Source organism: Bradyrhizobium manausense, from assembly GCF_018130615.1.
GTDB classification, from domain to species: domain Bacteria; phylum Pseudomonadota; class Alphaproteobacteria; order Rhizobiales; family Xanthobacteraceae; genus Bradyrhizobium; species Bradyrhizobium manausense_A.
On sequence record NZ_JAFCKB010000001.1, the window covers coordinates 435,953 to 461,299 of the forward strand.

Consider the following 25,347-nt stretch of genomic DNA (forward strand, 5'->3'; position numbering starts at 1 on the left):
CGTCGTTTCCAACAGCAGCGCTGCCCCGTCAAGGGCAATTCGTCAGGCCGGCCGCTTCAGGGCGCCAGCCGCCTCGCGCCATGAGGCTGCGCCAAGGATTTGCAGGAGCGCGCCATAGACGGCGATCCCGGCCGCGATCTGCAGGCCGAGCACGATGAAGCGGATCAGGCCATGCGCTGCTGATGGCATCAGCCCCGTCGTCAGCCAGAGCAGGGCGCCCATGGCGGCTGCGGCGAGCACGATCCGCGGCAACCGCTTGCGGGCAGCGGCGTCGACCGAGAAACCGAATTCGCTCGTGCCTTTTCGAAGCAGCGCCAGTGCGCTGCTCCAGGCGCCGGCCGCGATGCTGGCCGCGATCCCGCTCGCGCCGAGGAAGTGCCCGAGCAGCACGGCGAGCACGACCGCGACCACAAAGCCCTTGGCCGTGGCGAGCAGCGGCGTCATCGTGTCGCTGCGGGCATAGAAGGCCGGCGACAGCGCCTTGATCAGCACATGGGCCGGCAGGCCCAGCGCCAGCCACATCAGCGCATGTGCAGTGGCCGCGCTGTCCTCCGCGCCAAAGGCGCCATGCTCGAACAACAGCCGCACGATCGGCTCGGCCAGCACGGCGAGGCCCAGCGTTGCGGGCAGTGCGAGCCCGGTCGCAAGTTCCAGCGCGCGCGATTCAGCGTGCGCCACCGCATCGCGATCGCCGCTGCCGACCGCGCGCGTCAGCTCCGGCACCAGCACCGTGCCCATGGCGACGCCGACGATGCCGAGCGGCAGCTCGATCAGGCGATTGGCGAAATAGAGCCAGGACACGGCGGACGGCGTTGCGGAAGCGATGATGGCGCCCGCCACCATCAGCCATTGCGGGCCCGAGCTTGCGATCATGCCCGGGATCGCCTTGGCGAAGAAGCCGCGCATCTCCTTGTCGAAGCTCACGCGCAACGGTGTTGCGAGACTTGCGCTTCGCTGCGACAGCAGCATCAGGAGCTGCAGCAGGCCGGCGATGCCGACGGTGGCTGCCAGCATCCATGCGGCCAGCGACGCATCGGCGTGCCACAGCAGCAGCGCCGCGATTGTTGCGATCAGTGCGATGTTGAACAGCAGCGGCGAGAACGCCGTGAGCGCAAATCGTCCCTGCGCATTCAGCAGCCCCATCAGCACCGTGACCGGGCCGGCAAAGGCGAGATAAGGCAGCATCAGCCGCGCGTTCTGGACGGCGAGATCGAGCGTGGCGCTGCCGACGAAGCCGGGCGCGATGATCATGATGATCAGCGGCATCAACAGCGCGATGCCGATCGAGATCACGATCAGGGCCGCGCTGACCGTGCCGAGCACGCGTCCGGCAAACGCCGACGCAGCTTCTGCGCCATCACGGTCGCGGATGCGCAGCCAGGCCGGAACCAACGCGGCATTCAGGGCCCCCTCGCTGAGCAGGCGACGCACCACATTGACGAGCTGGAAGGCGGCCAGAAAGGCATCCGCCACGGCGCCGGTGCCGAGCAGCGCCGCGATCAGGGAATCGCGAGCAAAGCCCAGCAGCCGCGAGGCCAGTGTTCCCGTCGAGACGGTTAGGAAGGAGCGGATCATCGGCTGTTATAATACCGTTGCTTGCCCGTAGCGGCCCGGTCGTGATAGGCCGCGGGCCAGATTTCAGGCCGACAGGAAGCGGATTTCCTCAGGGATCGCAATCCGGCAAACAGGATCAAGGTGAATGGCTGACGTGAAATATGACGTTCTCGGCATCGGCAATGCGCTGTTCGACGTGCTGGTCCGCACCGACGAGGCCTTTTTGGCCAAGCACGGCATGACCAAGGGCAGTATGTCCCTGATCGACGAGGCGCGGGCCGCCGCCATTTACAATGACATGGGCCCGGCGACGGAAGTCTCCGGCGGCTCGGCCGCCAACACCATCGTCGGCATCGGCAGCCTCGGCGCGCGCGCCGCTTATGTCGGCAAGGTCAAGGACGACCAGATCGGCAAGCTCTATGTCCACGACATCCGCGCTGCCGGCGTTGCCTTTAATACGCCCGCCGCGAAGGACGGCCCGGCCACCGGTTGCTCCTACATCCTGGTCACCGGTGACGGTGAGCGCACCATGAACACCTATCTCGGCGCGGCGCAGGATCTGTCGCCGGCCGATATCGATCCGGCCGAGATCGCGGCCGCCAAGATCGTCTATCTCGAAGGCTATCTCTGGGATCCGCCGGGCGCCAAGGAAGCCTTCCTCAAGGCCTCCAAGATTGCCCACGAGGCCGGGCGCAAGGTCGCGCTGACGCTGTCGGACTCCTTCTGCGTCGGCCGCTATCGCGACGAATTTCTGGGGTTGATGCGCGACGGCACCGCCGACATCGTGTTCGCCAACGAGTCCGAGCTGCATTCGCTCTACGAGACCTCCGACTTCGACACCGCGCTCAAGCAGCTGCGTAACGACGTCAAGCTCGGCGTGGTCACCCGTAGCGAGAAGGGCTGCGTCGTGGTGACGCCGACCGACGCCGTCTCCGCGCCGGCCTCGCCGATCACCCAGCTGGTCGACACCACCGGCGCCGGCGATCTGTTCGCCGCCGGCTTCCTCTACGGCCTCTCGCGCGATCTGTCGCACAAGCAATGCGGCGAACTCGGTGCGCTTGCCGCTGCCGAAGTGATCCAGCACATCGGCGCGCGCCCGCAAGTGTCGCTGAAGGAATTGGCGCAGCAGCGGGGGCTGAGGGTCTAGCCCTTCCCTCCAGGGAAGGCGGGGGACAGCTCAATTCACGCCCGCCAGCTTTCCCTTCTCGCGCGTCGTCGCCACCACGTCGCGCACGAGATCGAACACGCCATCGGCTTGCGGCGGCGCGTTCGGCGAGCGGCCGAGGCGCACGATGACGAGGCGCTCCGAGGGGATCACGATCGTGTACTGCCCGATCGTGCCCTTGGCGAAGAAGGCGTCGCGCGGCCAACCGTGCTTGGTTCGAAACATTGCGCCAAAGCTGTCGCCCTGGTTGGTCCAGAACCCGGCGCCGATGCCGACCCAGGCGTTCGGCGTCGCCGTCGCCGAATAGTTCACCCAGCCTTCTGGCAAAATGCGCCGGCCGCCGGCGACGCCGTCATTGAGATAGAGCTGGCCGAAGCGCGCCCAGTCGCGCGCGGATGCGAGCATGTTGCTGGAGCCCTCGATCGTGCCGGCGCCGTCGAGCTGAAGCGTGACGTTGTTCATGCCGAGCGGCGCGAACAATTCGCGGCGTGCGAAGCGCAGCGCATCTTCGGGCTTGCCACCCGCGGCGTTGCGGATCAGATGCGCGAGCATGATGGTGTTGCCGTCGTGATAATTCCACACCGTGCCCGGCGCAGTCGCGAGCGGCATGCTCGCGGCATAGGCGGCCATGTCGTCCTCGGCGAATTTCATGGTGTTGACCGGCTCGAGCGCCGAACCGAGCCAGGCTTCCAACGAGCTTCCGAGCGCAATGCCTGCGGTGTGACGCAGCAATTGATCGACGGTGATGGCATGACGCGGATCATTCGGATTTTGCCAGGCCGCAACCGGCGCGGACCCGTCGAGCTTCAACTTGCCCTGGCGCACGAGAATGCCCGTCAACGCCGACATCACCGACTTGGTCATGGAGAAGCCGAGCAGTTGCGTCTCCGGTCCGATGCCGTCGGCATAGCGTTCGGCGATGATGCGGCCGGCCTTCATGACGACGATTGCGCGGGTACGGCGGTAAGGCGGCTGCGCGGGCTCGGCGAAGGCGCGGTCGAGCGCAGCTGACAGGCCCTCGCTTTGTGGCGTCACGAGTCCCGGGCCGGCGATCTCGGGGAGCGAGGCCGGCTGCTTGCCGTCGGACGGCAATGCGACGTCGACGATTCCCTGGCCGTGCTCGAGCGTGCAGCCGAGCCCCTCGCGATAGACGGCATGGCTGCGGCCGATCCCGAACAGGGACACGGTGACATCCTTGCGGCTGCGATCGATCTGAAGATCCATTGCCCAGGTCAGCAGGCGGGTGCCCGGCATCGCGTCGGTGGTCTCGGCGAGGTCGCGCCGGGGATCCAGGCCGGAGACGAACGTCTCCGCGCAGAGCGTGTCGGCGATGAAGCCGGTCGCAACCTTGGGCACATCGCGGGCCCGTGCCGCGCCGAGCGCAAGACCGGCACAGATAATGGTGGTGGTGAGGAGGATGATCTTGCGGCGGCGGGTCACGGGCTTTCTCCGGCTGCGGGGGTGGTGCGGGAGAGCAGGCCGGATGTGGGCGATATGCGCTCGCCGGATTTGAAAAACGACCTGGTTGAAGTCGGAGCGGACTGGTCGATTTTGGAATTATTCCATGATTCTAATCATTTAAATGCTGCATCACCACGGCGCGGTGTACTCCTTCGCCCCGTTCGTACGGGGCCGTGACGAGCTTCGCTCGCGCTGAGAGGGTTGGGGTGAGGGGCCTCTCTCCGCGGGTGAGATCGCCGTGAGACCTGTACCCCCTCACCCGGATCGCAAGGGCGATCCGACCTCGCCCCGCTTGCGGTCCGCTCGCGGGGAGAGATTAAGAGAAGCTCAGGCTGCATCGACCTTGAGCCGCCGGTACTCCGTTGGCGTCACGCCGGTCACCGCCTTGAAGGCGCGGTTGAATGGGCCGAGGGACTGGAAGCCGGCGTCCATGGCGATGGTGATGACGGGAACCTCGGCCTGGGTGGGATCGGCGAGCGCGGCCTTGGCTTCCTCGATGCGGTGGTTGTTCAGGAACACATTGAAATTGCGATAGCCGAGCCGCTGGTTGATCAGCCGGCGCAGCCGGTATTCCGGAATTTTCAGCCGGGTCGCCAAAACGCCGATGGTGACGTTCTCCTGGCGATAGATCCGCTCGTCCGCCATCAGCCGCATCAGGGCATCGATGAGCTTTTGATCGGCGGCCTCATCGACCGCCGGCTGACTAAAGACAATCGGCGGCGCGGGCTCCGCCGCGGCCGGAAACAGATCCGCCCCATCAATACGCATCATGGCATAGACGATCGCGGCGACGGTGCAGGTAAGCGCGCCGGCATTGATGGTCTCGGCGACCTCGCCGACGTGGTAGCCGGCGACTGCGATCTGGAGCACCGCGTTCAGCCCGCCATAGAGTGCGGTTGCGCAGACGATGAAGACGCGAACGTGGCGGCGGCGCTCGACCAGGTCGGCCGGCCACGAGGCGATCGTCTGCCCGATCGCAAGCGCAATGAAGCCGAGCACGATCAGATTGACTGCCGTCACCGAGAACCGCACATGGCCGCTGGGGGCAATCCAGACGCAGCCCGCGAAGCTGAAGGCCGTCACCAGCGCCCAGATCCATCCGTGCCACCAGCGGAGACGAAACTCGTCGTCGAACAGGGAGCGTGTGAACAGCCAGAACATCACCATGGTGCCGGTCGACAACGCGATCAGCGGTGCATGCCAGAGCGGGATCCGCGACGTGACATCCATCGAATAGCTCGCCGCATGCGCGGCCGAGCCCAGCGCAAAGGCCGCGCCGAGGCGCGCTGTGAGCACTCTGCGAAAGTCCTGCAACAGCGCCGCCGCCAGCATCAGCAGCAGCGCGACGCTGGCGGCGCGGAAAGCGAGCTCGAGATTGGTCAGCAGCATCCCATCGGTCCGGTCGTCAGCGCCGCGAACTTAAGTCAGATCAGCGACGGATTCAATTTCGCCGCCACGACGCGCGTGTCGTGATCCAGGCGTCGGCAGGCTTGCCGAACAGATCGATCTCACGATCCTTCCGCGCACCGAGCTTTCGCGCCACAGCTTGGGACGGCGCGTTCACGCTTTCGATACAGTGCATGATCTCGTCGACCTCAAAACTGTCGAACGCCCAGTCGATCGACGCACGGGCTGCCTCCACCGCATAGCCCTTGCCGCGAAATTCCTTGGCAATGCCCCAGCCGACCTCGAAGCCGGGCCAGCCGGGCGGACTCCACGGTCCAACACGGCCGACATATTTGCCGCTCGCCTTTTCCTCGACCACGAACATGCCGAAGCCGTAGAGCGCCCAGTGCCCGGAGATCACGGCTGCATTGCGCCAGCCAGCGATCGCGGTGGTGACTGGATTGCCGTCGGCCGCGATAAACCGCGCCGTGCCGGGATCGCTCAGCATTGCGGCGTTGGGCGCGATGTCGCTGGCGCGCCATTGGCGCAGGATAAGACGGTCCGTCTCGATTTCGGGGCCGGTGACCTCGAGCAGCCTGGCGCCAGGCTTGAGCGGCGGAATCATCTGTCTCCTCCCGTTCCGAACGATGTTCTGCTACGATCATACCAGTAAGAAACAGGAGTCCACCATGAGCTGGCAACCCTCCAACGATCCCGTGCTCGGCGATCCCATGTCCTGCGATGCGCTCGATCTCGTTATCGTGCCGCGGACCCGCGATCTCGGCGATGGATTCGCGGTGCGGCGCGCGCTGCCGCACGGCAAGCGGCAGATGGTCGGGCCTTTCATCTTCTTCGATCATTTCGGGCCGGTGCAGTTCGTCTCCGGCAAGGGCATGGACGTGCGGCCGCATCCGCATATCGGGCTTGCCACCGTCACCTATCTGTTTGACGGGTCGATCATGCATCGCGACAGCGAGGGCAACGTGCAGGAGATCGCGCCCGGCGCGATGAATTTGATGACGGCGGGCCGCGGCATTGCGCATTCGGAGCGCACGCCGGAGGCGCAGCGCGCCTCGGGGCAAAAGATGCTCGGCCTGCAGAGCTGGATCGCGCTGCCGGCCGGATCGGAGGAGATCGATCCTTCGTTCCAGCATTATGCGGCAGGCGATCTGCCGATGATCTCCGAGCGCGATTTTACCGCACGGGTGATCGCGGGCTCCGCCTTCGGCATCATCTCGCCGGTGGAAATGGTCTCGCCCTGGTTCTACACCGAGGTCACGGCCGTGGCCGGGGCGACCGTGCCGCTCGACCCCGATCATGAAGAGCGCGCGATCTATGTCGTCGATGGCGAGGTCGAGATCGCGAACGAGCGCTACGAGGGGCCGCGGCTGCTGATCTTCCGTCCCGGCGACCGCATCACCGTGAAGGCGCTCAAGGCCACGCGAATGATGTTTCTCGGTGGCGATGCGTTGGAAGGGCCGCGCCACATCTGGTGGAATTTCGTCTCCTCCAGCAAGGAGCGGATCGAGCAGGCCAAGCAGGACTGGAAAACCGGCCGCTTCGCTGCGGTTCCTCAGGAACATGAGTTCATTCCGCTGCCGGAATAGGCTAATCCGGTATCCGGCCGTGCCGACAGGTGCGGCCGGATGTCCTTCCTGTAAGCCAAGTCTGCGAAAGCCTTGCGATGACCACCATGCTCTCCAGCGACCTGCCCCTGACCAAGATCGGCCGCGGCAAGGTGCGCGATATTTACGCCGTCGACGACGACCGCCTGCTGCTCCTCACCACCGACCGCATCAGCGCCTTCGACGTCGTGATGGGCGAGACCATCCCGATGAAGGGCGCCGTGCTGACCCAGATCAGCGCCTTCTGGTTCAACAAGCTCGAAGGCGTGGTGCCGCATCACATGATGAGCGCCGACACCGACGAGATCATCACGGCCGTGCCGGCTTTGCAGCCGCACCGCGCCGAGATCCTCGGCCGCGCCATGTTGTGCAAGCGCACCACCGTGTTTCCGATCGAATGCGTGATCCGCGGCTATCTTTCGGGCTCGGCCTGGAAGGAGTACGCGGCGAGCGGCACGCTTGCCGGCGAGAAGCTGAAGGCCGGCCTCGTCGAGAGCGAGAAGCTCGATCCCTCGATCTTCAGCCCTGCGACCAAGGCCGAGACCGGCCATGACGAGAACATCACCATCGCGAAGATGCGCGAAGTCGTCGGAGACGACGTTGCCTATACGCTCGAAAGCATGACGCGTGCGATCTACACGCTCGGCGAGGAGCTGGCGCGCGAGCAGGGCATCATCATCGCCGACACCAAGTTCGAGTTCGGCCGCGACAAGGACGGCCGCATCATCCTGATCGACGAAGTCATGACGCCGGACTCGTCGCGCTTCTGGGCCGTCGATGCCTACAAGCCCGGCCAGCCGCAGGCGAGTTTCGATAAGCAGCCGCTTCGCGACTATCTCGACGTCGAGCGCCGCGCCGGCCGCTGGAACGGCGATGCCCCGCCGCCGCCGCTGCCCGCAAGCGTCGTGGATGCGACCAGCAGGCGGTATCTGGAAGCGTATCGGCGGGTCACGGGGAAAGAGCTGAAGATTTAGCTCTGCTATTCTGGATCGTCTCATCCTCGTCCAGGGCGAGCAGGAGTTCGGCAACCCGGTTGGCGGAGGCTGTCCATTCTGCAAGCTTGGCGTAGTTGTCGGTGAACCAGTTGAACGCGGTCTGGACGACGACGAATGCCGCCGACGCCTGAACCACTTCGCCAAGCGTCATCGCATCGGCAAGGTATTTGGGGAGACACAACAGCAGGCCGATCACAGGCGTGACCAGAAGGCTGGTGTACGTGATCAGCGTCATCCGCATTAATTGCCAGCAATAGATGCGCCAGATCGCGATCACGGCCTTCAACGCGGACACGACGGCGTGGCGGCCAATGGGTCGATCCTCGAAAACGATCTTCCCTTCACCGCTTTCGCGCACATGCGTTCCAATCGCCCGTAGCTCAGCCTCCATGCGCTTGTTTTCTTCGATGACTCGCGTCAGACGGCCGGCTGTCAGCCAGATGCCGATCGCCAGCAGCGCGGCATACGCGATCACAGCAAGGACGAGATAGCCGGGAATCGTAAAGTCCATACCGTCAAGATGGACCCGCAAATTGCCGCCGACGGACCATAGCACCCCGATGAACGTACCGATCGTGAGCAAGGACTGAAGCAGCCCGGTGGCGAGGTCGATCGGCAAGTCGGTTGCGACCTTGGCGTCCTCGGCGATGCGATATTCGGGCGCCTCGTGGTGTCCGGCGAGGGGGCCCGACCTGGCAAGGTGAGAACCTCCCAGCCAATCGTCATAGAGGCGGTTGCTCAGCCATTCGCGCCAGGAACGTTGCAGGGTCATGCGCGCCCACACCGAGAAAGCGGCGAGGGCGATGCTTGCGCCCGCCAGCGGCAGAAACCGAAACGCCTGATAGAGCAGTCCCGCCTGGTCCTTCTGCCCGATCGCGTCGAAGAAATCGCGATTCCAGTAGTTCAAGCGATATTGTGTCAGGAGTTGCAGGACCACGTTGGCAATCAGCGCAATCACCAGGAGCCAGGCTGTCCACGCCGTTGGTCCGCGCCAGTATCCAGAGGCGCTATGCCAGAAACGGCCAAGCAGCCGCTTTTCACCCGGAACGAAAGAGGTCCTCGTCAGCATTCGCAAGCCGCAATCCTGCGTGCGCGCCACCAGATGATGCCGCTCGCGCCAAATTATGGTGCCTTGCCCGAGGCCTCTTGACCTGCGTCAAGCGACGCCGGCTATACCCCCGCCATCATCACATATTTGATCTCGACATATTCTTCCATGCCGTGACGCGAACCTTCGCGCCCCAGGCCGCTTTCCTTGACGCCGCCGAACGGCGCGACTTCGGTGGTGATGAGGCCGGTGTTGACGCCGACCATGCCTGACTCCAGCGCTTCGGCGACACGCCAGACGCGGCCGAGATCACGGGAGTAGAAGTAGGACGCGAGGCCGAACGGCGAAGCGTTGCACATCGCAATCACGTCGGCCTCGTCCTTAAAGCGGATCACGGGGGCGAGCGGGCCGAAGGTTTCTTCCTGCGACACCAGCGAGTCCGGCTTGACGTCGGCGAGCACGGTCGGCTCGAAGAACGAGCGGCCGAGCTCGCTACGCTTGCCGCCGGTCACGACCTTGGCGCCGCGCTTGACGGCATCCGCGATGTGGCGCTCGACCTTGTCGATTGCCTTCATATTGATCAGCGGCCCCTGCGTGACGCCGGTCTCGGTGCCGTCGCCGATCTTCATCGCGGAGACCTTGGCCGACAATTTCTTCACGAACTCGTCGTAGATCTTGTCCTGGGCGTAGATGCGGTTGGCGCAGACGCAGGTCTGCCCCATGTTGCGGTACTTCGAGACGATCGCGCCTTCGACCGCAGCATCGATGTCGGCGTCGTCGAACACCACGAACGGCGCGTTGCCGCCGAGTTCGAGGCCGAGCCGCTTCACGCCGACGGACGCCTGCTGGTAGAGGATTTTGCCGACTGCGGTCGAGCCGGTGAAGCCGACGAAGCGCACCGCCGGATGCTCGCACAGCACCTTGCCGATCGGCGGCGCATCACCGGTGATGATGTTGAGCACGCCCTTGGGGATGCCGGCCTTCTCGGCGAGCACGGCCAGCGCCAAGGCCGAGAGCGGCGTCTCGTTGGCGGGCTTCAGCACCACGGTGCAGCCCGCGGCCAGCGCCGGCGACACCTTGCGCGTGATCATGGAGTTCGGGAAGTTCCACGGCGTGATGGCGCCGCAGACGCCGATCGGCTGCTTGATCGCGAGCAGGCGCGCATCGGGCCGCTGCGTCGGGATGGTCTCGCCATAGACGCGGCGGGCTTCCTCGGCGAAGAACTCGATATAGGCGGCGCCGATGTCGACCTCGCCAAGCGCTTCCGACAACGGCTTGCCTTGCTCGGAGGTGAGGATCAGCGCGAGGTCCTCGCGATTGGCGATGATCAGCTCGAACCATTTGCGCAGGATGTTGGAGCGCTGCTTGGCGGTGTGCTTGGCCCAGGCCGGGAAGGCGCGCTGAGCGGCTTCGACCGCCTTGGTGGTATCGTCCGCACCCAGCTGCGGCACCTTCGCGATCTCGACACCGGTCGCGGGATTGTTCACGGCAAAGACTGGCGTGCCGACCCAGGCGCCGTCGATGTAGCAGGCCTCCTTCAGGAGCGACGGGTCTTTCAACCGGCCGCGCAGGCTGGCGGTGGCGTGCTGGGCGCGTGCAGCGGCGGTCGAGGTCATGGCATTACTCCTAAGGCGCGATCGGATCGGCCCGGAATATAGGGAGAGACGACACGCAATGCACCGTCCCGCAACGCACATCTGCTGGGAGCTTAAGTTGGGACGGGCCAGCTCTTCACCTCTCCCTGCGGGAGAGGTTTGGCATCGCAATCGAGCAAGCAGTTACGCCGCGCCGCTCATATAGGTCTCGCGCCGGCCGATCATGCGCTCGGCGGCTGCCTTGGCGTCGGCCTTCGAGGAGGTCGCGCAGGTCCGGTATTCGAGATCGGGCACATCCGAGGTGTCGCGGCGGCCGAACCAGGATTTCGAGCCGACCGGCAGCAGCGCCAGCGACTGCGCAAGGTTGTCGACCGCGCCGAAGGAGTAGAGTGCGCCGGTGCCGGCGATCCGAACCTCGTAAATACCGGGCGAGATCGGCGCTTCCAGATTGTCGCCCCGGCCGGGACGGGGATAGCGCTTCCATTCGCTCCATGTCGAAATCATTTAAGCCCCCTTGCGGCCGGTGGGCGGCCGCCAAAATTGCATCAAGTCTTAACGTCCGCCGTCAATCAGGCCGCGAACTGAACGCCGCAACGCACAAAATGTTTCAGTGCTTCAAACACCTGAAACATATCGCCTGAGCCCATCCAAGGTCACGGCTGGTTGCGGCCATCCACCGCAGATTGTGAAGACGTGTTGCAAAACAGTCGTCCCGCGCTGGACCGAGAGCGTCAAGTCACGACATCGCGACCGCAGGGTGCATATCACCACGCTTGCTGCGCAGCCCATGCGGGAGGACAATCGATCACTTCCAACAATAATCAAACCGGAGGAAACGCGCATGCAAAGCAAAGCTGAGATCGACGAGATTCTACGCAAGGCAAGCGACGCCAAGGAAATCCCCGGCGTCGTTGCGATCGCCGCCAGCGGTAACGATGTGCTGTATCAAGGCGCGTTCGGCAAGCGCGATCTGTCCAAGCCCGATGCGATGACCGCCGACAGCGTGTTCTGGATCGCCTCGATGACGAAGGCGGTAACAAGTGCCGGCGCGATGCAACTGGTCGAGCAGGGCAAGCTGTCGCTCGATGCGCCGATCGGATCGCTGCTGCCTGATCTCGCCAAGCCGCATGTGCTCGAAGGCTTCGATGCCAAGGGCGAACCAAAATTGCGTCCGGCGAAAAGAGCGATCACGCTGCGCCAGCTCATGACCCACACGGCCGGCTTCTGCTACGATATGTGGAATGGTGAATTCGCAGCCTATATGGAGAAGACCGGCACACCCGGGATCATCACCTGCCAGAACGCCGCGCTGAAGACGCCTGTCATGACCGATCCCGGCACGCGCTGGGAATACGGCACCAATATCGATTTCGTCGGCAAGGCCGTGGAAGCCGTCAGCGGCAAAAAGCTGGATGCCTATCTGCGCGACAATCTCTTTGCGCCGCTCGGCATGTCCGACACCGGCTTCAAGATCACCGACCACATGCGCAAGCGTCTCGTCGGCATGCACGCGCGCGGTGAGGACGGACAGCTCGCCGCGATTCCGTTCGAGCTCGAGCAGAACCCGGAATTCCACATGGGGGGTGGCGGCCTGTATTCGACCGCGGCCGACTACATCAAGTTCACCCAGATGATCCTGAACAAGGGCCGCGGCAACGGCAACCAGGTGCTCAAAGCCGAGACCATCGCCATGATGAGCCAGAACCAGATGGGCGATCTCAACATGACCAAGATGACGACGGCGGCGCCGATTTACACCAACGACGTCGATCTCTATCCGGATCAGGCGAAGAAGTGGGGCCTCAGCTTCATGATCAACACCGCGAAGACCGCGGAGGGCCGCAGTGCAGGCAGTCTCGCATGGGCGGGCCTCGCCAATACCTATTACTGGATCGACCCGGTGCGCGACGTCACCGGCGTGATTCTGATGCAGCTGCTGCCGTTTGCGGATGCAAAATGCCTGCAGGCGTTCGCGGGCTTCGAGCGCGGCGTCTACGCCGGGCTCGATGCGGGCAGCGGCAAGAAGGCGGCGTAACCACTTAGTATGAGGCGCGCGGCGTCGCGCGCCTTCCCGGCAACGGATAACCTCGTGCCCGAACGCCTTCGGCTTCAGGGCACGAGGCAACATTTTTGAGGAGACGAACTTGGCGGACGGTCTGGCAGGCAAAGCCGAAAGTTACGTTTGCGGCATCTCGGATACGCCGCTGCTCGGCGATACCATCGGTCGCAGCCTCGATCATGCGGTACGGCGCTGGGGTAACCGCGAGGCGCTGGTCTCGCCCAGCCACGGCGTGCGATGGACCTGGACGGAGTTCGCCGAACGCGTCGACGCGCTCGCCGCGGGCTTTCTCGCGCTTGGCCTCGAACGCGGCGAGCGGATCGGCATCTGGTCGCTGAACCGGCCGGAATGGACTCTGACCCAGTTCGCCGCCGCCAAGGCCGGCCTGATCCTGGTGACGATCAATCCCGCCTATCGGCTGAGCGAGCTGGAGTTCGCGCTGAAGAAGGTCGGCTGCGCTGCGATCGTCACGGCGACGGCGTTCAAAACCAGCCAGTACATCGAGATGCTCAACACGCTGCTGCCGGAGCTGGCAGCCGCCAGGCCCGGACAGTTGCAGGCAGCGCGGCTGCCGGCCTTGCGGATGGTGATCCAGATCGGCGGTCCTGCGGCCTCAGGCACGATCCCGTTCGAGGAGGTCGCGCGCATGGGCAGAGTGGAGCACCGCGAACGGCTTGCCGCGCTCGGCGCCGCGCTTCAGTTCGACGATCCCGTCAACATCCAGTTCACCAGCGGAACCACGGGATCGCCGAAAGGCGTGACGCTGACACACCACAACATCCTCAACAACGGGTATTTCACCGGACGCGCGATGCGCCTGACCGAAGCGGATCGCATCTGCATCCCGGTGCCGCTCTATCATTGCTTCGGCATGGTGATGGGCAATCTCGCCTCCGTCACGCTGGGTGCGACCATGGTCTATCCCGGCGAGGGCTTTGATCCGCTGGCGACGCTGCGTGCGGTCGAGCAGGAGAGATGCACGACGCTCTACGGCGTACCGACCATGTTCATCGCCGAGCTCGATCATCCCGAGTTCTCGAAATTCGATCTCAAATCGCTGCGCACCGGCATCATGGCGGGCGCGCCCTGCCCAATCGAGGTGATGAAGCGCGTCAACACCGAGATGAACATGCGCGAGGTCACCATCGCCTATGGCATGACCGAGACCAGCCCGGTCAGCTTCCAGAGCGCGACGGACGATCCGCTCGAGCGGCGCGTCTCTACCGTCGGGAGGATTCATCCGCATGTCGAGGTGAAGGTCGTCGACCTCGAGGGCAAAATCGTCAAGCGCGGCGAACGCGGCGAGCTCTGCACCCGCGGCTACAGCGTCATGCTGGGCTATTGGGAGGAGAAGGAAAAGACCGCCGACGTGCTCGACGCCAATGGCTGGATGCACACCGGCGATCTCGCCACCATCGACGACGAGGGCTATTGCAACATCGTCGGCCGGATCAAGGATCTGGTGATCCGCGGCGGCGAGAACCTCTATCCGCGCGAGATCGAGGAGTTTCTCTACCGTCACCCCAAGATCCAGGACGTGCAGATTTTTGGCGTGGCCGACACCCGCTATGGCGAGGAGCTCTGCGCCTGGATCCGCGTCAGGCCAGGCGAGACGCTGACCGCCGAAGAGGTCCGCGCCTTCTGCGAGGGCCAGATCGCCCACAACAAGATCCCGCGCTACGTGGAGTTCGTCGACGACTTCCCGATGACGGTGACCGGAAAGATCCAGAAATTCGTGATGCGCGAGGCCGTGGAGCAGCGGCTGGGGCTGAAGGCGGCGAAGACGGCGTGAGGCGGCCTACTGCCGCCCCAGCTCCGTCGCCTTCGTCACGCGGTCGAACCGCTCCAGCGTCATGATCGCATCGGCGAACTTGTCGGCCCGTGCGTTCAGCACGGGCCGCGCCAGCGTCAGGAATTTCTGCTGCATCGCCTGTGCGTCGGGGAAGGAATTCGGCTCGCCCGAGGGATCGGCGTAGAGGCGTTCGTGCACGCCGTCATCCGTGGTGATGCTGACGCGTGCGCCGAAGGGATGGGTGCGGCCGATCTCGAGGCGATCGTCCTGGACCACGTCGAACTTGTCGGCGAGCGCGTCGATGGCGGTGTCGCCGAGGCGGTTGTAATCGTCCCAGCCGAACGAGCCCTGGTCGAGCGCGAGCGCACCGGTGAAGAACATCGAGAACTGGCCGCCGACGATCGAGGTCGGGTGCCGCTTGGTCGCGGCATCGCCGGTCAGGGTGATGCCGTTGCGATGCAGGCCGATCTCGACGCGCTTGACCTGGTCGGGTGTCAGATTGTGCTCGCGGCGCATTGCGATCAGCGCGTCGATCGCGGCATGGGTGTAGCGGCAGCTCGGATACGGCTTCACGCCGATCTTCATCGTCTCATAGGTCTTGCCGAGCCCGGCCACCGCCTTGTCCGGATGCGCATCGTCGGTGTAGCCGGCGAGCAGGCCGTGCTTGCCTTCGACCGATTCCGTCGATCCGACGAAATCGTTGCGCGCCAGCGTCGCGGCGATCACGCCGTTCATCGCGGCGGCGCCGACCTGGTAGCGCTTGTTCCAGGCGCCGTTCATCAGGAATTGCAGCGAGCCCGCGGCCTGGCTGCCGGCGACACCGAAGGCGGCAATGATCTGCGTCTCGCCGAGGCCGAACAGTTTGGCTGCCGCCGCGGCCGAGCCATAGGTGCCGGCCGTCGCAGTGGGATGGAAGCCACGCGCATAATGCGAGGTCGGATCGAGCGCGTTGCCGAGCCGGCAGCACACTTCATAGCCTGCGACGATCGCCGTCAGCACGTCGCGCCCGGAGGCGCCGACCATCTCACCGACCGCAAAAGCGGCCGGAACCACCGGCGCGCTCGGATGCAGCGAGGAATCCGCATGCGTATCGTCGAAATCGAGGGAATGGCCGAGCGCGCCGTTGAGCAGGGCCGCCACCGCCGGCGTCCAGGTCTTGGCATCGCCGAACACGGTGGAGCAGCCCTTGGTGTCGAGCGAAAGCGCTTCCAGCATCTTCAGGATCGACGGGGTGGATTCCGCTTCGCTGCGGGCACGGATGGCGCTGCCGAGGAAATCCAGCGTCAGCACCTTGGCGCGCTCCAGCACCTCCGCCGGGATATCGGCGAATTTCAGGTTGGCAACATAGCCGGCGAGCGTTGCGGTTTCATGGGCCATCGTGTTTCCTCGTTTTGGCCGGCAAATTAGGCGGGCTGATTTTGCCTTTCAAGCGGCCTTGGGGCTGCGGGCATCAGCTATGCTTCTGGCTGGTTACGAGGATCGGGACATTCGACGATGGCAGGCGCAAAGGAGCTGTTCGACTGGATCTGGTCGCGAAAGACGCAATTGGGGCTGGCGGTCCGGGTCACGGTCGCGGCCACCGGGGCCTATGCACTTGCCACCGCTCTGCATCTGCTATTGCCGCTCTGGGCAGTCCTCACTTCCATCATCGTGACCCAGATGAGCGTCGGGCGCTCGCTGAAGGCGACGCGCGACTACATGCTCGGCACGATCGGCGGCGCGGTCTATGGTGGCGCTATCGCAATCCTGATCCCCTATTCCGGCGAACTTGGTCTTCTGGGTTTGCTGGTGCTGGCCGTCGCGCCGCTTGCCTTTCTCTCGTCGATCTATCCGAACCTGAGCTCTGCAACGGTGACGGCCGTGATCGTGCTCGTGCTTCCGAGCATGCATCACGCCGATCCCATGGCGTCGGCGATCGATCGCGTCAGCGAGGTTTCGGTCGGCGCCATCACCGGGCTCCTGGTCTCGTTCCTGGTGCTGCCGTCGCGCGCAGTGCGCCAGATCCGCGCCAGCGCGGCAAAACTCCTCGAGCTGATCGCGGAGGCGTTTACGGAGCTGCTCGCCGGCCTCACGCGTGGCCGCGACAACGATGCGCTGCACCGGATCCAGGATGGCATCGGCACCGCCATGGTGGGGATGAATACCATCGGCACCGAGGCCGAGCGCGAACGTTCGGCGCGGCTGTCGAGCGGTCCCGACACCGGTCCCCTGCTGCGCACGATCCTCCGGCTGCGCCACGACGTCGTCATGATCGGCCGCGCCACCGTGGTGCCGCTGCCGGTCGAGGTGCAGGTCAGGCTTGCCGCGCCGCTGGCGGAAGTCAGTGTGGCGATCGTGCGTTTCCTGAAATCCGCGGCCGAAGCCTTGCGCGAGGGCGCAGGTGCGCCGCCGATTCATCCCGTGCACGTCGCGCTCCAGCACTATGCCGAGGCGGTTGCGGCCGTGCGCCAGGACGGACTGATCCGCGGCCATGCGGGCGACACCGCGGAGCGCTTCTTCGCGCTCGGCTTCTCGCTGGAGCAGATGCACCAGAATCTCTGCGATCTCGACCGCGTCGTCGGCGAATGGTCCGAGACCGCGGCGAAAGGGCCAGTGAAGGTCGCGGAGTGAGCTGGAGCATGATCCGGAAAAGTGTGAAGCGGTTTTCCGAAGAGATCATGCTCAAGACAAAAGGCTAAAGCGCGATGCGCTTTAGCGCTTCGCCAGCCCCTTGCCCTGCATGCGCCAGACCAGCAGGTCGATGCGGTCCTGGCCGAAGAACGGCTCGTTCTCGAACACGAAGGTCGGCACGCCCCAATGGCCTGATGCCGCGTGATCCTTTTCGTTCTCGGCAATCACCTGCTCGTACCGATCCGGATCAGCTGCGATTGCCGCATCCATTGCGGCGAGATCGAAGCCGGCCTTCTCCGCGGCGCGGGCGAGATGATCGCCTTCGTTCCAGCCCGTCACTGAACCATCCCAAAGCACACGTGCGATCGCGTCCGTGAATGCGAGCGAGCGGCCGTCGAGCTGAGCCATTGCGCCCAGCCGCGTCAGACGATGGATGTAGGGCTGCGCTGTCGCGACATCGAACGTCGTCTTGTCCTGCACGATCGGATCCGGTCGCGGAAAGCGGAACGGAATGCCCTCGTGCTGCGCCACGCGCGTGCTGTCGAGCACCACATAGCGAATGAAATTGGGACTGGCCTTCTTGAAGAAGCCGGGCACGCGCACTGCGAGCGGATAGACCGGCCGCAGGTTCACCGCGAGATCATACTCCGCGACCAGTTTCAGCGTCTTCGGCAGCGCCAGATAGCTGAACGGGCTGCGAAAGGAAAAGAACAGGTCGACGGACAGCGTCATCGGGCCGGCTCCACGATCCCCACCAGTCTGCGCGTCAGCATCCGGAAGCGCAAGATCAAGAGGCCGGCATAGACGAACGATCCGATCGACAGTCCGATCCAGACGCCGACCGCGCCGAGGCCGGCGTGAAAGGCCAGCACCCAGGCGATCGGGAAGCCGATGCACCAATAGCCGATCGCTGCGAACACCAGCGTCATCTGGGTGTCATTGATGCCGCGCAGTGCGCCGCCCATGATGGTCTGCAGCGCATCGGCAATGAAGAAGGTCGCGCCGACCAGCAAAAGCGTCGCGGTCAGCTCGACCGTCGGTGCGCTGGCCTCGCTGCCGCCGAAGAACAGCCGCCCCAGTCCATAGCGGCCAAGGATGATGGCGACTGTCAGCGCCGATACGAACGCGATCCCCAGCACGGCGGCGACGAGGCCCGCGCGCCGCACGCCGGCCGGATCGTCGCGGCCAAAGGCATGGCCGACGCGCACCGTCGCAGCCATGCCGATCCCGAGCGGGACCATGAACAGTACGGCCGTGACCTGAAGCGCAATCTGGTGTGCGGCCAGCGCGGTGGTCGAGATCAATCCCATCAGCAGCGCGGCCGATGAGAACAGGCCGTATTCCAGCAGCAGCGAGAGCGAGATCGGCGCGCCGATCACGATCAGCTGGCGCATCAATGGCCAATCGATCCGCCACAGATGCGCCAGCGGATGATAATCGGCGAACGGCTTGCGCCACGCCGCGATGGCGAGCGCAGCGATGAAGGTGCCGAGATTGACCAGCGTGGTCGCAAGGCCGGCGCCGAACAGGCCAAGCTCCGGCAGGCCGAACAGTCCATGGATCAGGCAATAGACCAGCGCGAAATTCGCGGGGATCGCCGCGAGCGTGATCCACAACGGCGCCTGCGGCCGGTTCACCGCGCTCATCATGCTGCGCAGAGCGATGAAGCCGAGCGCCGGCGCGATGCCCCAGGCGAGGCCATTCAGATAGCGCTGCGCGAGAGCGGCGGAATGCGGCGCTTGCCCAAGCGCAATCAGGATGTGCTCGCCATAAAGCGGCGAGGCCATCATCGGCAGCGAGATCAGGAACGCCACCCACAGGCCGACGCGCAAGGAACGGCGGATACGCCTGACGTCGCCGGCGCCGAACGCCTGGGCGGCCAGCGGCGACACCGCAGCCATCAATCCAAGCCCGAAGGTGAAGCTGACAAAATAGACGGTGTGCGCAAGTGCCGCAGCGGCGACCGCGTCCTCGCCGAGCCGGCCGATCAATGCGAGATCGCTCGTAATCATCGCGATCTGCCCGAGCTGCGTCAGCATCATCGGCACGGCCAGTCGCAACGTCTCGACGAACTCTCGCGCGAGATGGCTTTGCGGCACGCCGGTTTGCGGCTGCTGTTGCGGTTGGACGGTGTCGAGCATGGTGGTGAAATAGCACAGCCACACGTCGAAAACATGGCCCCGGTTTCTTCTCCCTCGCCCCGCTTGCGGGGAGAGCGGCGGGGTGAGGGGTTTTCTCCGCGGAAAAGTTGGCGGTTGGGCTCGCGGAGAGTCCCCCTCACCCGGAATCCGCGCTGGTGCGCGCATTCCGGCCTCTCCCCGCAAGCGGAGAGAGGCGAAGATCACCCCTTCCGTTCCGGCACGCGCCGGATCTTCGCACCCAACGCGTTCAGCCGCTCGTCGATGCGTTCATAGCCGCGCTCGATCTGGTCGGCATTGTTGATGGTGGAGGTGCCCTCGGCGCAGACGGCGGCGAGCAGCATCGCCATGCCGGCGCGGATGTCGGGCGAGCTCAGCGTCGCGCCGTGCAGCCGGCTGGGCCCTGCGATGATGGCGCGATGCGGATCGCACAGCACGATGCGCGCACCCATCCCGATCAGCTTGTCGACGAAGAACATGCGCGATTCGAACATCTTCTCGAACATCAGGATCACGCCTTCGCATTGCGTGGCAGTGACGATCGCGATCGACATCAGATCGGCCGGGAACGCCGGCCATGGCTGGTCCTCGAGCTTCGGCACGTGGCCGCCGAAATCGTCCTGGATCTTCAGCGTCTGGTTCGACGGCACGATGAGATCGTCGCCCTCGACGCGGCAGACGATGCCGAGCCGCTCGAAACCCATGCGGATCGAGCGCAGATGCTCCACGCCGGCGCGCACGATGCGCAAGGGCGAGCGCGTCACGGCGGCAAGTCCGATCAGCGAGCCGACCTCGATATGATCGGGCTGGATCGCATAGGTCGTGCCGCCCAGCGTCGCCGGGCCATGAACGATCATGGTGTTGGTGCCGATGCCCTCGATCTTCGCACCGAGTGCGACCAGGAAGTTGGCGAGGTCCTGCACATGCGGTTCCGAGGCCGCGTTGCGCAAATGGGTGACACCGTCGGCGGCAACCGCCGCGACCAGCGCGTTCTCGGTCGCGGTGACGCTCGGCTCGTCCAGGAACACGTCGGCGCCGGTGAGCTTGGGGCAGCGGAATTCCAGCCGGTCCGTTGCGGTGACCTTGGCGCCGAGCTGTTCCAGCGCCAACACATGCGTGTCGAGCCGGCGCCGGCCGATGACGTCGCCGCCGGGTGGCGGCAGCATCACCTCACCGCAGCGTGCGAGCAGCGGGCCCGCGAGCAGGATCGAGGCGCGGATGCGAACGCAGAGCTCGGGGTCGAGATCGGCGGCACGGATGCTCTTGGCGTGGATGTGAAGCGTGTTGCGCGCGGTCCATTCCGCTGACGCGCCGACCGAGCAGATCAACTCGACCAGCGTCTCGGTGTCGCGGATCCGCGGCACGTTCTGAAGCGTCACCGGATGTTCGGTGAGCAGGGCGGCGGCGATGATCGGCAGCGCCGAATTCTTGTTGCCGGCCGGCTCGATCGAGCCCGAGAGCCGGTGACCGCCCTCGACGATATATTGGATGGGCGCCACTTGGATCTCTCCGTCCTGTTGGGTTGGGGCGGGCTGCTTGGGAGGCGGAAACTATAGGGAATTGAGCGCGGTAGCAATTGCGCTGGCCGTGGTTCTGGACGGCCTGCCGGCCGGACGGCCTCAAAACAGGCCGATGATATTTCCCACCACATAGAGGATCGCGATCAGGATCAGCGCGCCGATCATGACGAAGGAGATCTCGATCGCAATGGCGCCGGTGCCGAGCGTGGCGGCGACGGCGGCAAGGAGGCGCTCTTCTCGAAAGATCAGCGAGAGGACGGACAGCAGGATGGCGAGCAGGCCGAGTGAGATCGCCGTGACCGATGCAATTTCGCTCCAGCTTCTTCCAGCCGATTTTTCAACTTTCGGCGCCTGATATTCAACGCCCTTCACGCGCGCGACGATACGATCCTTGATGCGGTGCCCGGTGTCGACGATCACCTGGTCAACTGCTGGTGGCGGATACACCATCGGCACGACCCAATGCGGCAGCACGGCCGCCATGAAAGCCAGCAGGCCGATGAGGCTCCCGATCACGCCAAGCCGGCGTGACGGAATGGCAGGCTTGATCGCAGGAGCGCTCATGGACATTTCCCGGCCGGATTGGCCAATGGGTTCACGCCATTTCGTCGCGATTGCGGGCGGTGAGGTTCAGGGGTCGCCGTGCCCATTACCTCTCCCCAGCGGGGAGAGGTCGGATTGCGCAGCAATCCGGGTGAGGGGCTGCAGCAGCCGGTGAGACTGTAACCTCTCACCCGGAGCACATCTATCGATGCGCTCCGACCTCTCCCCAGCGGGGAGAGGTGATCCGTGCCCGGGACTCGCACCGAGCATCAAACGTACAGGGCCCTCAAATATCGATCGTCGCGCTGAGCGAATGTTCCTGGATGAAGTCGCGGCGCGGTTCGACCACGTCGCCCATCAGCTTGGTGAAGATGTCGTCGGCCTCGTCGACCTCCTTGACCTTCACCTGCAGCAGCGAGCGCACGTCGGTGTCGAGCGTGGTCTCCCAGAGCTGCTCCGGGTTCATCTCGCCGAGGCCTTTGTAGCGCTGCAGCGTGATGCCCTTGCGGCCGGCTTCGGTCACCGCCTCGAACAGATCGACCGGGCCGTGCACCACGTGCTCGGTATCCTTGCGCCGCAGCTTGCCGGAGCGGGCATAGACGTCCTGCAGCTTCGTCGTGTACTCGTCGAGCTTGCGTGCCTCGGCCGAACCGAGCAGCGCATCGTCGATGACAGCCGCTTCCTTGACGCCGCGCACGGTGCGCTCGAACAGGAAACCCTGGCCTTCGACGAACTGCCCGACCCAGCCGCGCTCGACCTCCTCGGCCTGGTTGTCCAGCCGGGTCGCGATGTACTGCGCCGCGGCCGCGGCGTTCTCGGGGTTGCCGTAGACCGACTTGTTCAGCACGCCGGTGATGGCGGCCTGCTCGATCACCTTGCGGTTATAGCGGCTGTGCAAATTGCGCAGGATGCTGCGGACCACGCGGGCGTCATCGACCAGCGCGCGCAGATCACGGCCGGACCGATCGCCACCGGTGCCGGGAATGTAGACGCAGTCGTCGAGACCGGCGTCGATCAGATAATCTTCCAGCGCGCGCTCGTCCTTCAGATATTGCTCGGACTTGCCGCGCGAAACCTTATACAGCGGCGGCTGGGCGATATAGAGATAGCCGCCGTCGATGATGTCGCGCATCTGCCGGTAGAAGAAGGTGAGCAGCAGCGTGCGGATGTGGGCGCCGTCGACGTCGGCGTCGGTCATCACGATGATCTTGTGATAGCGCAGCTTCTCGACCGAGAACTCGTCGCCGATGCTCGTTCCGAGTGCGGTGATCAGCGTACCGATCTGCTCGCTGCCCAGCATCTTGTCGGGTCGGACGCGTTCCACGTTGAGGATCTTGCCGCGCAGCGGCAGCACCGCCTGGAATTCACGGTTGCGGCCCTGCTTGGCGCTGCCGCCTGCCGAGTCGCCCTCGACGATGAACAGTTCTGATTTCGCCGGGTCCTTCTCCTGGCAGTCGGCGAGCTTGCCGGGCAGCGAGGAGACCGAGAGCGGGCTCTTGCGCGTCAGCTCGCGCGCCTTTCGCGCCGCTTCGCGGGCGGCGGCGGCCTGGATCACCTTGCCGACGATCATCTTGGCCTCGGACGGATGCTCCTCGAACCAGGCCTGCAGCGCCTCGTTCAGCACGTTCTCGACCACCGGGCGCACTTCCGAGGACACCAGCTTGTCCTTGGTCTGCGACGAAAACTTCGGGTCCGGCACCTTCACCGACAGCACGGCGGTGAGGCCTTCGCGGCAATCGTCGCCGGTGAGCGCAATCTTTTCCTTCTTCGCGTTGGCCTCGGCATAGCCGTTGACCTGGCGCGTCAGCGCGCCGCGGAAACCGGCGAGATGGGTGCCGCCGTCACGCTGCGGGATGTTGTTGGTGAAGCACAGCACGTTCTCGTGGTAGCTGTCGTTCCACCACAGCGCGGCCTCGACGCCGATGCCGTTGGCCTCCGCGCGCACCATGATCGGCGCGGGCACCAGGGCCTTCTTGTTGCGGTCGAGATATTTGACGAACTCCTCGACGCCGCCGGAATAGTACATCTCCTCGCGCTTCTCGACCGCGTGACGCATGTCGGAGAGGGCGATGTTGACGCCGGAATTGAGGAAGGCGAGCTCGCGCAGACGATGCTCGAGCGTCGCGAAGTCGTATTCGATGTTCTTGAAGGTCTCGCCCGAGGCCAGGAACGTCACCTCGGTGCCGCGCCGGCCCGGCGCATCGCCGACGACCTTGAGCGGTGCGACCGCATCGCCGTGGGCGAACTCGATGTAATGCTCCTTGTCGTCGCGCCAGATGCGCAGGCCCAGCTTGCTCGACAGCGCGTTGACGACGGAGACGCCGACGCCGTGCAGGCCGCCGGAGACCTTGTAGGAGTTCTGGTCGAACTTTCCGCCGGCGTGAAGCTGGGTCATGATGACCTCGGCTGCCGAGATGCCTTCGCCCTTGTGGATGTCGACCGGAATGCCGCGGCCGTCATCGCGCACGGTGACGGAATTGTCGGCATTGAGCACGACATCGACGCGCGTGGCGTGGCCCGCCAGCGCTTCGTCGATCGCGTTGTCGACGACCTCGTAGACCATGTGGTGCAGGCCCGAGCCGTCATCGGTATCGCCGATATACATGCCGGGGCGCTTACGGACGGCATCGAGCCCCTTGAGCACGCGGATCGATTCCGCGCCATATTCGCTCGCGGTGGAGGGCTCGTTTTCGGCAGCAGGCTGCCGAGCAGGTTCTGTCATGAGAGGCCTTCGAAATGTCGCCCGAATCAGCCGCGCAAAAGGCGCTGATCTGCAAGCTATTTGTGCCATGAAAGACCGATTGCGCCTAGCGCAAAGTATCTCCCGGCAACCCTTTGAGTAGATGGGGTTTTTGGGCGGGTTTTCAAGGCGCGAGAAGGCCGATTCCGGGGCTCGCAAAAAGCCCGATTCGGGACGCTGTTTTGAGCCCTCAAAGGCGCGGATTTTGCGGGGGCGCGGAGAGCTGTTCCGAGGTGCCATCGCGGCCCGGAGCAGGCCCTGGGTTCAGTAGATCCGGTCCGACTTGCTCTCGTCGTCGCTCAACCTGAGGGCCCAGGCCTCGCCTGCGGCCACGGTGATGCTAGCAGTGCGCATCCGATGGCCTGATACGACAAGAGTGTAGGAATACGTGCCGGGCGGCAGATCCAGCGTTTGCGGATGATTGACGCCGCCCGCGATCTTGATGGTTTGATCGTTGATCGCGAGCGAAGCCACGTCAGGCACAAGATAGCCGAAGATCAGCCGCGCCTGTCCTGGCATCGGCAGGAAGTTGGCCTTGGCGGCGGCCTCTGTGTTCCGCTGCACCAGCTCGACCGTGGTCTCGTCCTTCGCGCGGCCGAGCATCAAGGTGACTGGCCCCTCTGGGGATGTGAACGAGAGCTCCGCGTGCTCGGCTGCGACCGCGGCCCCACCTGCCACTTCTTGCCAACCGAGCTTCGGCAGCTCGGCACGGTAGAAGGCGAGCACGTCGCTGAACTCGGCAGGGATACTGGCGCTGAGCGTACGCCGGATCGGAGCCTTGACGCCGTCAGCATATTGGGTGGTGAAGTGCCTGTGGCTGATCCGGGTCGGCACGGGCAGATCGACACCAGGATCGAGCTTGAGCGGCCCGGGCGACAGCCGCGCCAAATACAGCCGCGCCATGTCCGGCACCGCGCCCTCGGCGTGTGCCGGAAGCGGGCAGCTCGCGAGAAGCAAGAGGCCGCACACCAACAGCCGCCATCCTGTCGGAATATTTGACGCGCGCTTGACCATCGTCTCACTCACTCTCCAGGGATATCGCGCGTCGTGATCTTCGCGCGATGCGGCGGTCGCAATACGCATTGCCGCCGCCTCTGCAGCACTAGTCGCCTCACG

The 25,347-nt window shown here is 64.8% G+C and carries 20 protein-coding genes; 6 read left to right on the plus strand and 14 right to left on the minus strand.

The window, feature by feature from the left end; translation table 11 throughout:
• Nucleotides 1–42 precede the first annotated feature (42 nt).
• Entirely contained in the window at nt 43–1,575 is a 1,533-nt protein-coding gene (gene murJ, locus JQ587_RS02110) for a murein biosynthesis integral membrane protein MurJ (protein WP_212424268.1), read from the minus strand.
• Between the two features lie 124 nt (nt 1,576–1,699).
• On the opposite strand from murJ, the gene JQ587_RS02115 reads away from it, so the two are divergent.
• Nucleotides 1,700–2,701, plus strand: a complete 1,002-nt coding sequence (locus JQ587_RS02115; protein ID WP_212302054.1) for an adenosine kinase — start codon at nt 1,700–1,702, stop codon at nt 2,699–2,701.
• Between the two features lie 30 nt (nt 2,702–2,731).
• Here the strand turns inward: JQ587_RS02115 and JQ587_RS02120 are convergent, their stop codons facing one another.
• The 3 genes from JQ587_RS02120 to JQ587_RS02130 all read right to left on the minus strand — a co-directional run bounded on the left by JQ587_RS02120 (nt 2,732) and on the right by JQ587_RS02130 (nt 6,191).
• Nucleotides 2,732–4,159, minus strand: a complete 1,428-nt coding sequence (locus tag JQ587_RS02120; RefSeq protein WP_212424269.1) for a serine hydrolase domain-containing protein — start codon at nt 4,157–4,159, stop codon at nt 2,732–2,734.
• A gap of 348 nt (nt 4,160–4,507) precedes the next feature.
• Entirely contained in the window at nt 4,508–5,569 is a 1,062-nt protein-coding gene (locus JQ587_RS02125; protein ID WP_212424270.1) for a helix-turn-helix domain-containing protein, read from the minus strand.
• A gap of 52 nt (nt 5,570–5,621) precedes the next feature.
• The gene (locus tag JQ587_RS02130; RefSeq protein WP_212424271.1) at nt 5,622–6,191 is read right to left on the minus strand and encodes a GNAT family N-acetyltransferase; all 570 of its coding nucleotides are present in this window, start codon (nt 6,189–6,191) and stop codon (nt 5,622–5,624) included.
• A 64-nt stretch (nt 6,192–6,255) separates the two neighbouring features.
• Here JQ587_RS02130 and JQ587_RS02135 point away from each other — a divergent pair, with 64 nt between their 5' ends.
• Entirely contained in the window at nt 6,256–7,173 is a 918-nt protein-coding gene (locus JQ587_RS02135; protein WP_212424272.1) for a pirin family protein, read from the plus strand.
• 77 nt (nt 7,174–7,250) lie between these two features.
• Entirely contained in the window at nt 7,251–8,165 is a 915-nt protein-coding gene (locus JQ587_RS02140) for a phosphoribosylaminoimidazolesuccinocarboxamide synthase (protein WP_212424273.1), read from the plus strand.
• On the opposite strand, the gene JQ587_RS02145 is transcribed toward JQ587_RS02140, so the two are convergent.
• From JQ587_RS02145 to JQ587_RS02155, 3 genes are all read right to left on the minus strand, one after another.
• Nucleotides 8,140–9,255 carry an SbmA/BacA-like family transporter gene (locus JQ587_RS02145; RefSeq protein WP_212424274.1) on the minus strand — a complete coding sequence of 372 codons (1,116 nt, stop codon included), beginning with the start codon at nt 9,253–9,255 and terminating at the stop codon, nt 8,140–8,142. The two genes, JQ587_RS02140 and JQ587_RS02145, sit on opposite strands and share 26 nt — an antisense overlap.
• Nucleotides 9,256–9,356: 101 nt before the next feature.
• On the minus strand, nt 9,357–10,850 hold the full coding sequence (locus tag JQ587_RS02150; protein WP_212302061.1) for an NAD-dependent succinate-semialdehyde dehydrogenase: 1,494 nt from the start codon (nt 10,848–10,850) through the stop codon (nt 9,357–9,359).
• Between the two features lie 162 nt (nt 10,851–11,012).
• Nucleotides 11,013–11,333, minus strand: a complete 321-nt coding sequence (locus JQ587_RS02155) for a hypothetical protein (protein WP_194478636.1) — start codon at nt 11,331–11,333, stop codon at nt 11,013–11,015.
• 337 nt (nt 11,334–11,670) lie between these two features.
• Between JQ587_RS02155 and JQ587_RS02160 the strand changes: the two genes are divergently transcribed.
• Together JQ587_RS02160 and JQ587_RS02165 are read left to right on the plus strand one after the other, a co-directional pair.
• Nucleotides 11,671–12,864 (plus strand): serine hydrolase domain-containing protein, encoded by a 1,194-nt coding sequence (locus JQ587_RS02160; RefSeq protein WP_212424275.1) that lies wholly within the window; start codon nt 11,671–11,673, stop codon nt 12,862–12,864.
• Between the two features lie 121 nt (nt 12,865–12,985).
• A complete protein-coding gene (locus JQ587_RS02165) occupies nt 12,986–14,680 on the plus strand; it encodes an AMP-binding protein (RefSeq protein ID WP_212302150.1) in 1,695 nt (564 codons plus the stop codon).
• Between the two features lie 6 nt (nt 14,681–14,686).
• On the opposite strand, the gene JQ587_RS02170 is transcribed toward JQ587_RS02165, so the two are convergent.
• Nucleotides 14,687–16,057: an MmgE/PrpD family protein gene (locus tag JQ587_RS02170; RefSeq protein ID WP_212424276.1), complete on the minus strand. Its 1,371-nt coding sequence runs from the start codon at nt 16,055–16,057 to the stop codon at nt 14,687–14,689.
• 117 nt (nt 16,058–16,174) lie between these two features.
• Between JQ587_RS02170 and JQ587_RS02175 the strand changes: the two genes are divergently transcribed.
• A complete protein-coding gene (locus JQ587_RS02175; RefSeq protein WP_212424277.1) occupies nt 16,175–17,290 on the plus strand; it encodes an FUSC family protein in 1,116 nt (371 codons plus the stop codon).
• Nucleotides 17,291–17,371: 81 nt separating this feature from the next.
• Here JQ587_RS02175 and JQ587_RS02180 read toward each other — a convergent pair whose 3' ends face one another.
• The 6 genes from JQ587_RS02180 to JQ587_RS02205 form a co-directional block, all read right to left on the minus strand.
• On the minus strand, nt 17,372–18,022 hold the full coding sequence (locus JQ587_RS02180) for a DsbA family protein (protein ID WP_212302065.1): 651 nt from the start codon (nt 18,020–18,022) through the stop codon (nt 17,372–17,374).
• Nucleotides 18,019–19,431 carry an MATE family efflux transporter gene (locus JQ587_RS02185; protein WP_212424432.1) on the minus strand — a complete coding sequence of 471 codons (1,413 nt, stop codon included), beginning with the start codon at nt 19,429–19,431 and terminating at the stop codon, nt 18,019–18,021. Before JQ587_RS02185 ends, JQ587_RS02180 begins: the two co-directional genes overlap by 4 nt.
• A gap of 200 nt (nt 19,432–19,631) precedes the next feature.
• Nucleotides 19,632–20,927 (minus strand): UDP-N-acetylglucosamine 1-carboxyvinyltransferase, encoded by a 1,296-nt coding sequence (gene murA, locus JQ587_RS02190; protein ID WP_212302066.1) that lies wholly within the window; start codon nt 20,925–20,927, stop codon nt 19,632–19,634.
• 120 nt (nt 20,928–21,047) lie between these two features.
• Complete coding sequence (locus JQ587_RS02195; protein WP_212302067.1) at nt 21,048–21,512, minus strand: hypothetical protein; 465 nt, start codon at nt 21,510–21,512, stop codon at nt 21,048–21,050.
• 265 nt (nt 21,513–21,777) lie between these two features.
• Nucleotides 21,778–24,213 (minus strand): DNA topoisomerase (ATP-hydrolyzing) subunit B, encoded by a 2,436-nt coding sequence (gene gyrB / locus JQ587_RS02200; RefSeq protein WP_212302068.1) that lies wholly within the window; start codon nt 24,211–24,213, stop codon nt 21,778–21,780.
• A 282-nt stretch (nt 24,214–24,495) separates the two neighbouring features.
• Nucleotides 24,496–25,314 (minus strand): hypothetical protein, encoded by an 819-nt coding sequence (locus JQ587_RS02205; RefSeq protein ID WP_249154143.1) that lies wholly within the window; start codon nt 25,312–25,314, stop codon nt 24,496–24,498.
• Between the last annotated feature and the right edge of the window lie 33 nt (nt 25,315–25,347).

Excerpts from the sequence above, each read along its gene's own strand:
- murJ (WP_212424268.1), bottom strand. The coding sequence starts at position 1,575 with ATGATCCGCTCCTTCCTAACCGTCTCGACGGGAACACTGGCCTCGCGG.
- JQ587_RS02115 (WP_212302054.1), top strand. The coding sequence starts at position 1,700 with ATGGCTGACGTGAAATATGACGTTCTCGGCATCGGCAATGCGCTGTTC.
- JQ587_RS02125 (WP_212424270.1), bottom strand. The coding sequence starts at position 5,569 with ATGCTGCTGACCAATCTCGAGCTCGCTTTCCGCGCCGCCAGCGTCGCG.
- JQ587_RS02130 (WP_212424271.1), bottom strand. The coding sequence starts at position 6,191 with ATGATTCCGCCGCTCAAGCCTGGCGCCAGGCTGCTCGAGGTCACCGGC.
- JQ587_RS02135 (WP_212424272.1), top strand. The coding sequence starts at position 6,256 with ATGAGCTGGCAACCCTCCAACGATCCCGTGCTCGGCGATCCCATGTCC.
- JQ587_RS02140 (WP_212424273.1), top strand. The coding sequence starts at position 7,251 with ATGACCACCATGCTCTCCAGCGACCTGCCCCTGACCAAGATCGGCCGC.
- JQ587_RS02145 (WP_212424274.1), bottom strand. The coding sequence starts at position 9,255 with ATGCTGACGAGGACCTCTTTCGTTCCGGGTGAAAAGCGGCTGCTTGGC.
- JQ587_RS02150 (WP_212302061.1), bottom strand. The coding sequence starts at position 10,850 with ATGACCTCGACCGCCGCTGCACGCGCCCAGCACGCCACCGCCAGCCTG.
- JQ587_RS02155 (WP_194478636.1), bottom strand. The coding sequence starts at position 11,333 with ATGATTTCGACATGGAGCGAATGGAAGCGCTATCCCCGTCCCGGCCGG.
- JQ587_RS02160 (WP_212424275.1), top strand. The coding sequence starts at position 11,671 with ATGCAAAGCAAAGCTGAGATCGACGAGATTCTACGCAAGGCAAGCGAC.
- JQ587_RS02170 (WP_212424276.1), bottom strand. The coding sequence starts at position 16,057 with ATGGCCCATGAAACCGCAACGCTCGCCGGCTATGTTGCCAACCTGAAA.
- JQ587_RS02175 (WP_212424277.1), top strand. The coding sequence starts at position 16,175 with ATGGCAGGCGCAAAGGAGCTGTTCGACTGGATCTGGTCGCGAAAGACG.
- JQ587_RS02180 (WP_212302065.1), bottom strand. The coding sequence starts at position 18,022 with ATGACGCTGTCCGTCGACCTGTTCTTTTCCTTTCGCAGCCCGTTCAGC.
- JQ587_RS02185 (WP_212424432.1), bottom strand. The coding sequence starts at position 19,431 with ATGCTCGACACCGTCCAACCGCAACAGCAGCCGCAAACCGGCGTGCCG.
- JQ587_RS02195 (WP_212302067.1), bottom strand. The coding sequence starts at position 21,512 with ATGAGCGCTCCTGCGATCAAGCCTGCCATTCCGTCACGCCGGCTTGGC.
- gyrB (WP_212302068.1), bottom strand. The coding sequence starts at position 24,213 with ATGACAGAACCTGCTCGGCAGCCTGCTGCCGAAAACGAGCCCTCCACC.
- JQ587_RS02205 (WP_249154143.1), bottom strand. The coding sequence starts at position 25,314 with ATGCGTATTGCGACCGCCGCATCGCGCGAAGATCACGACGCGCGATAT.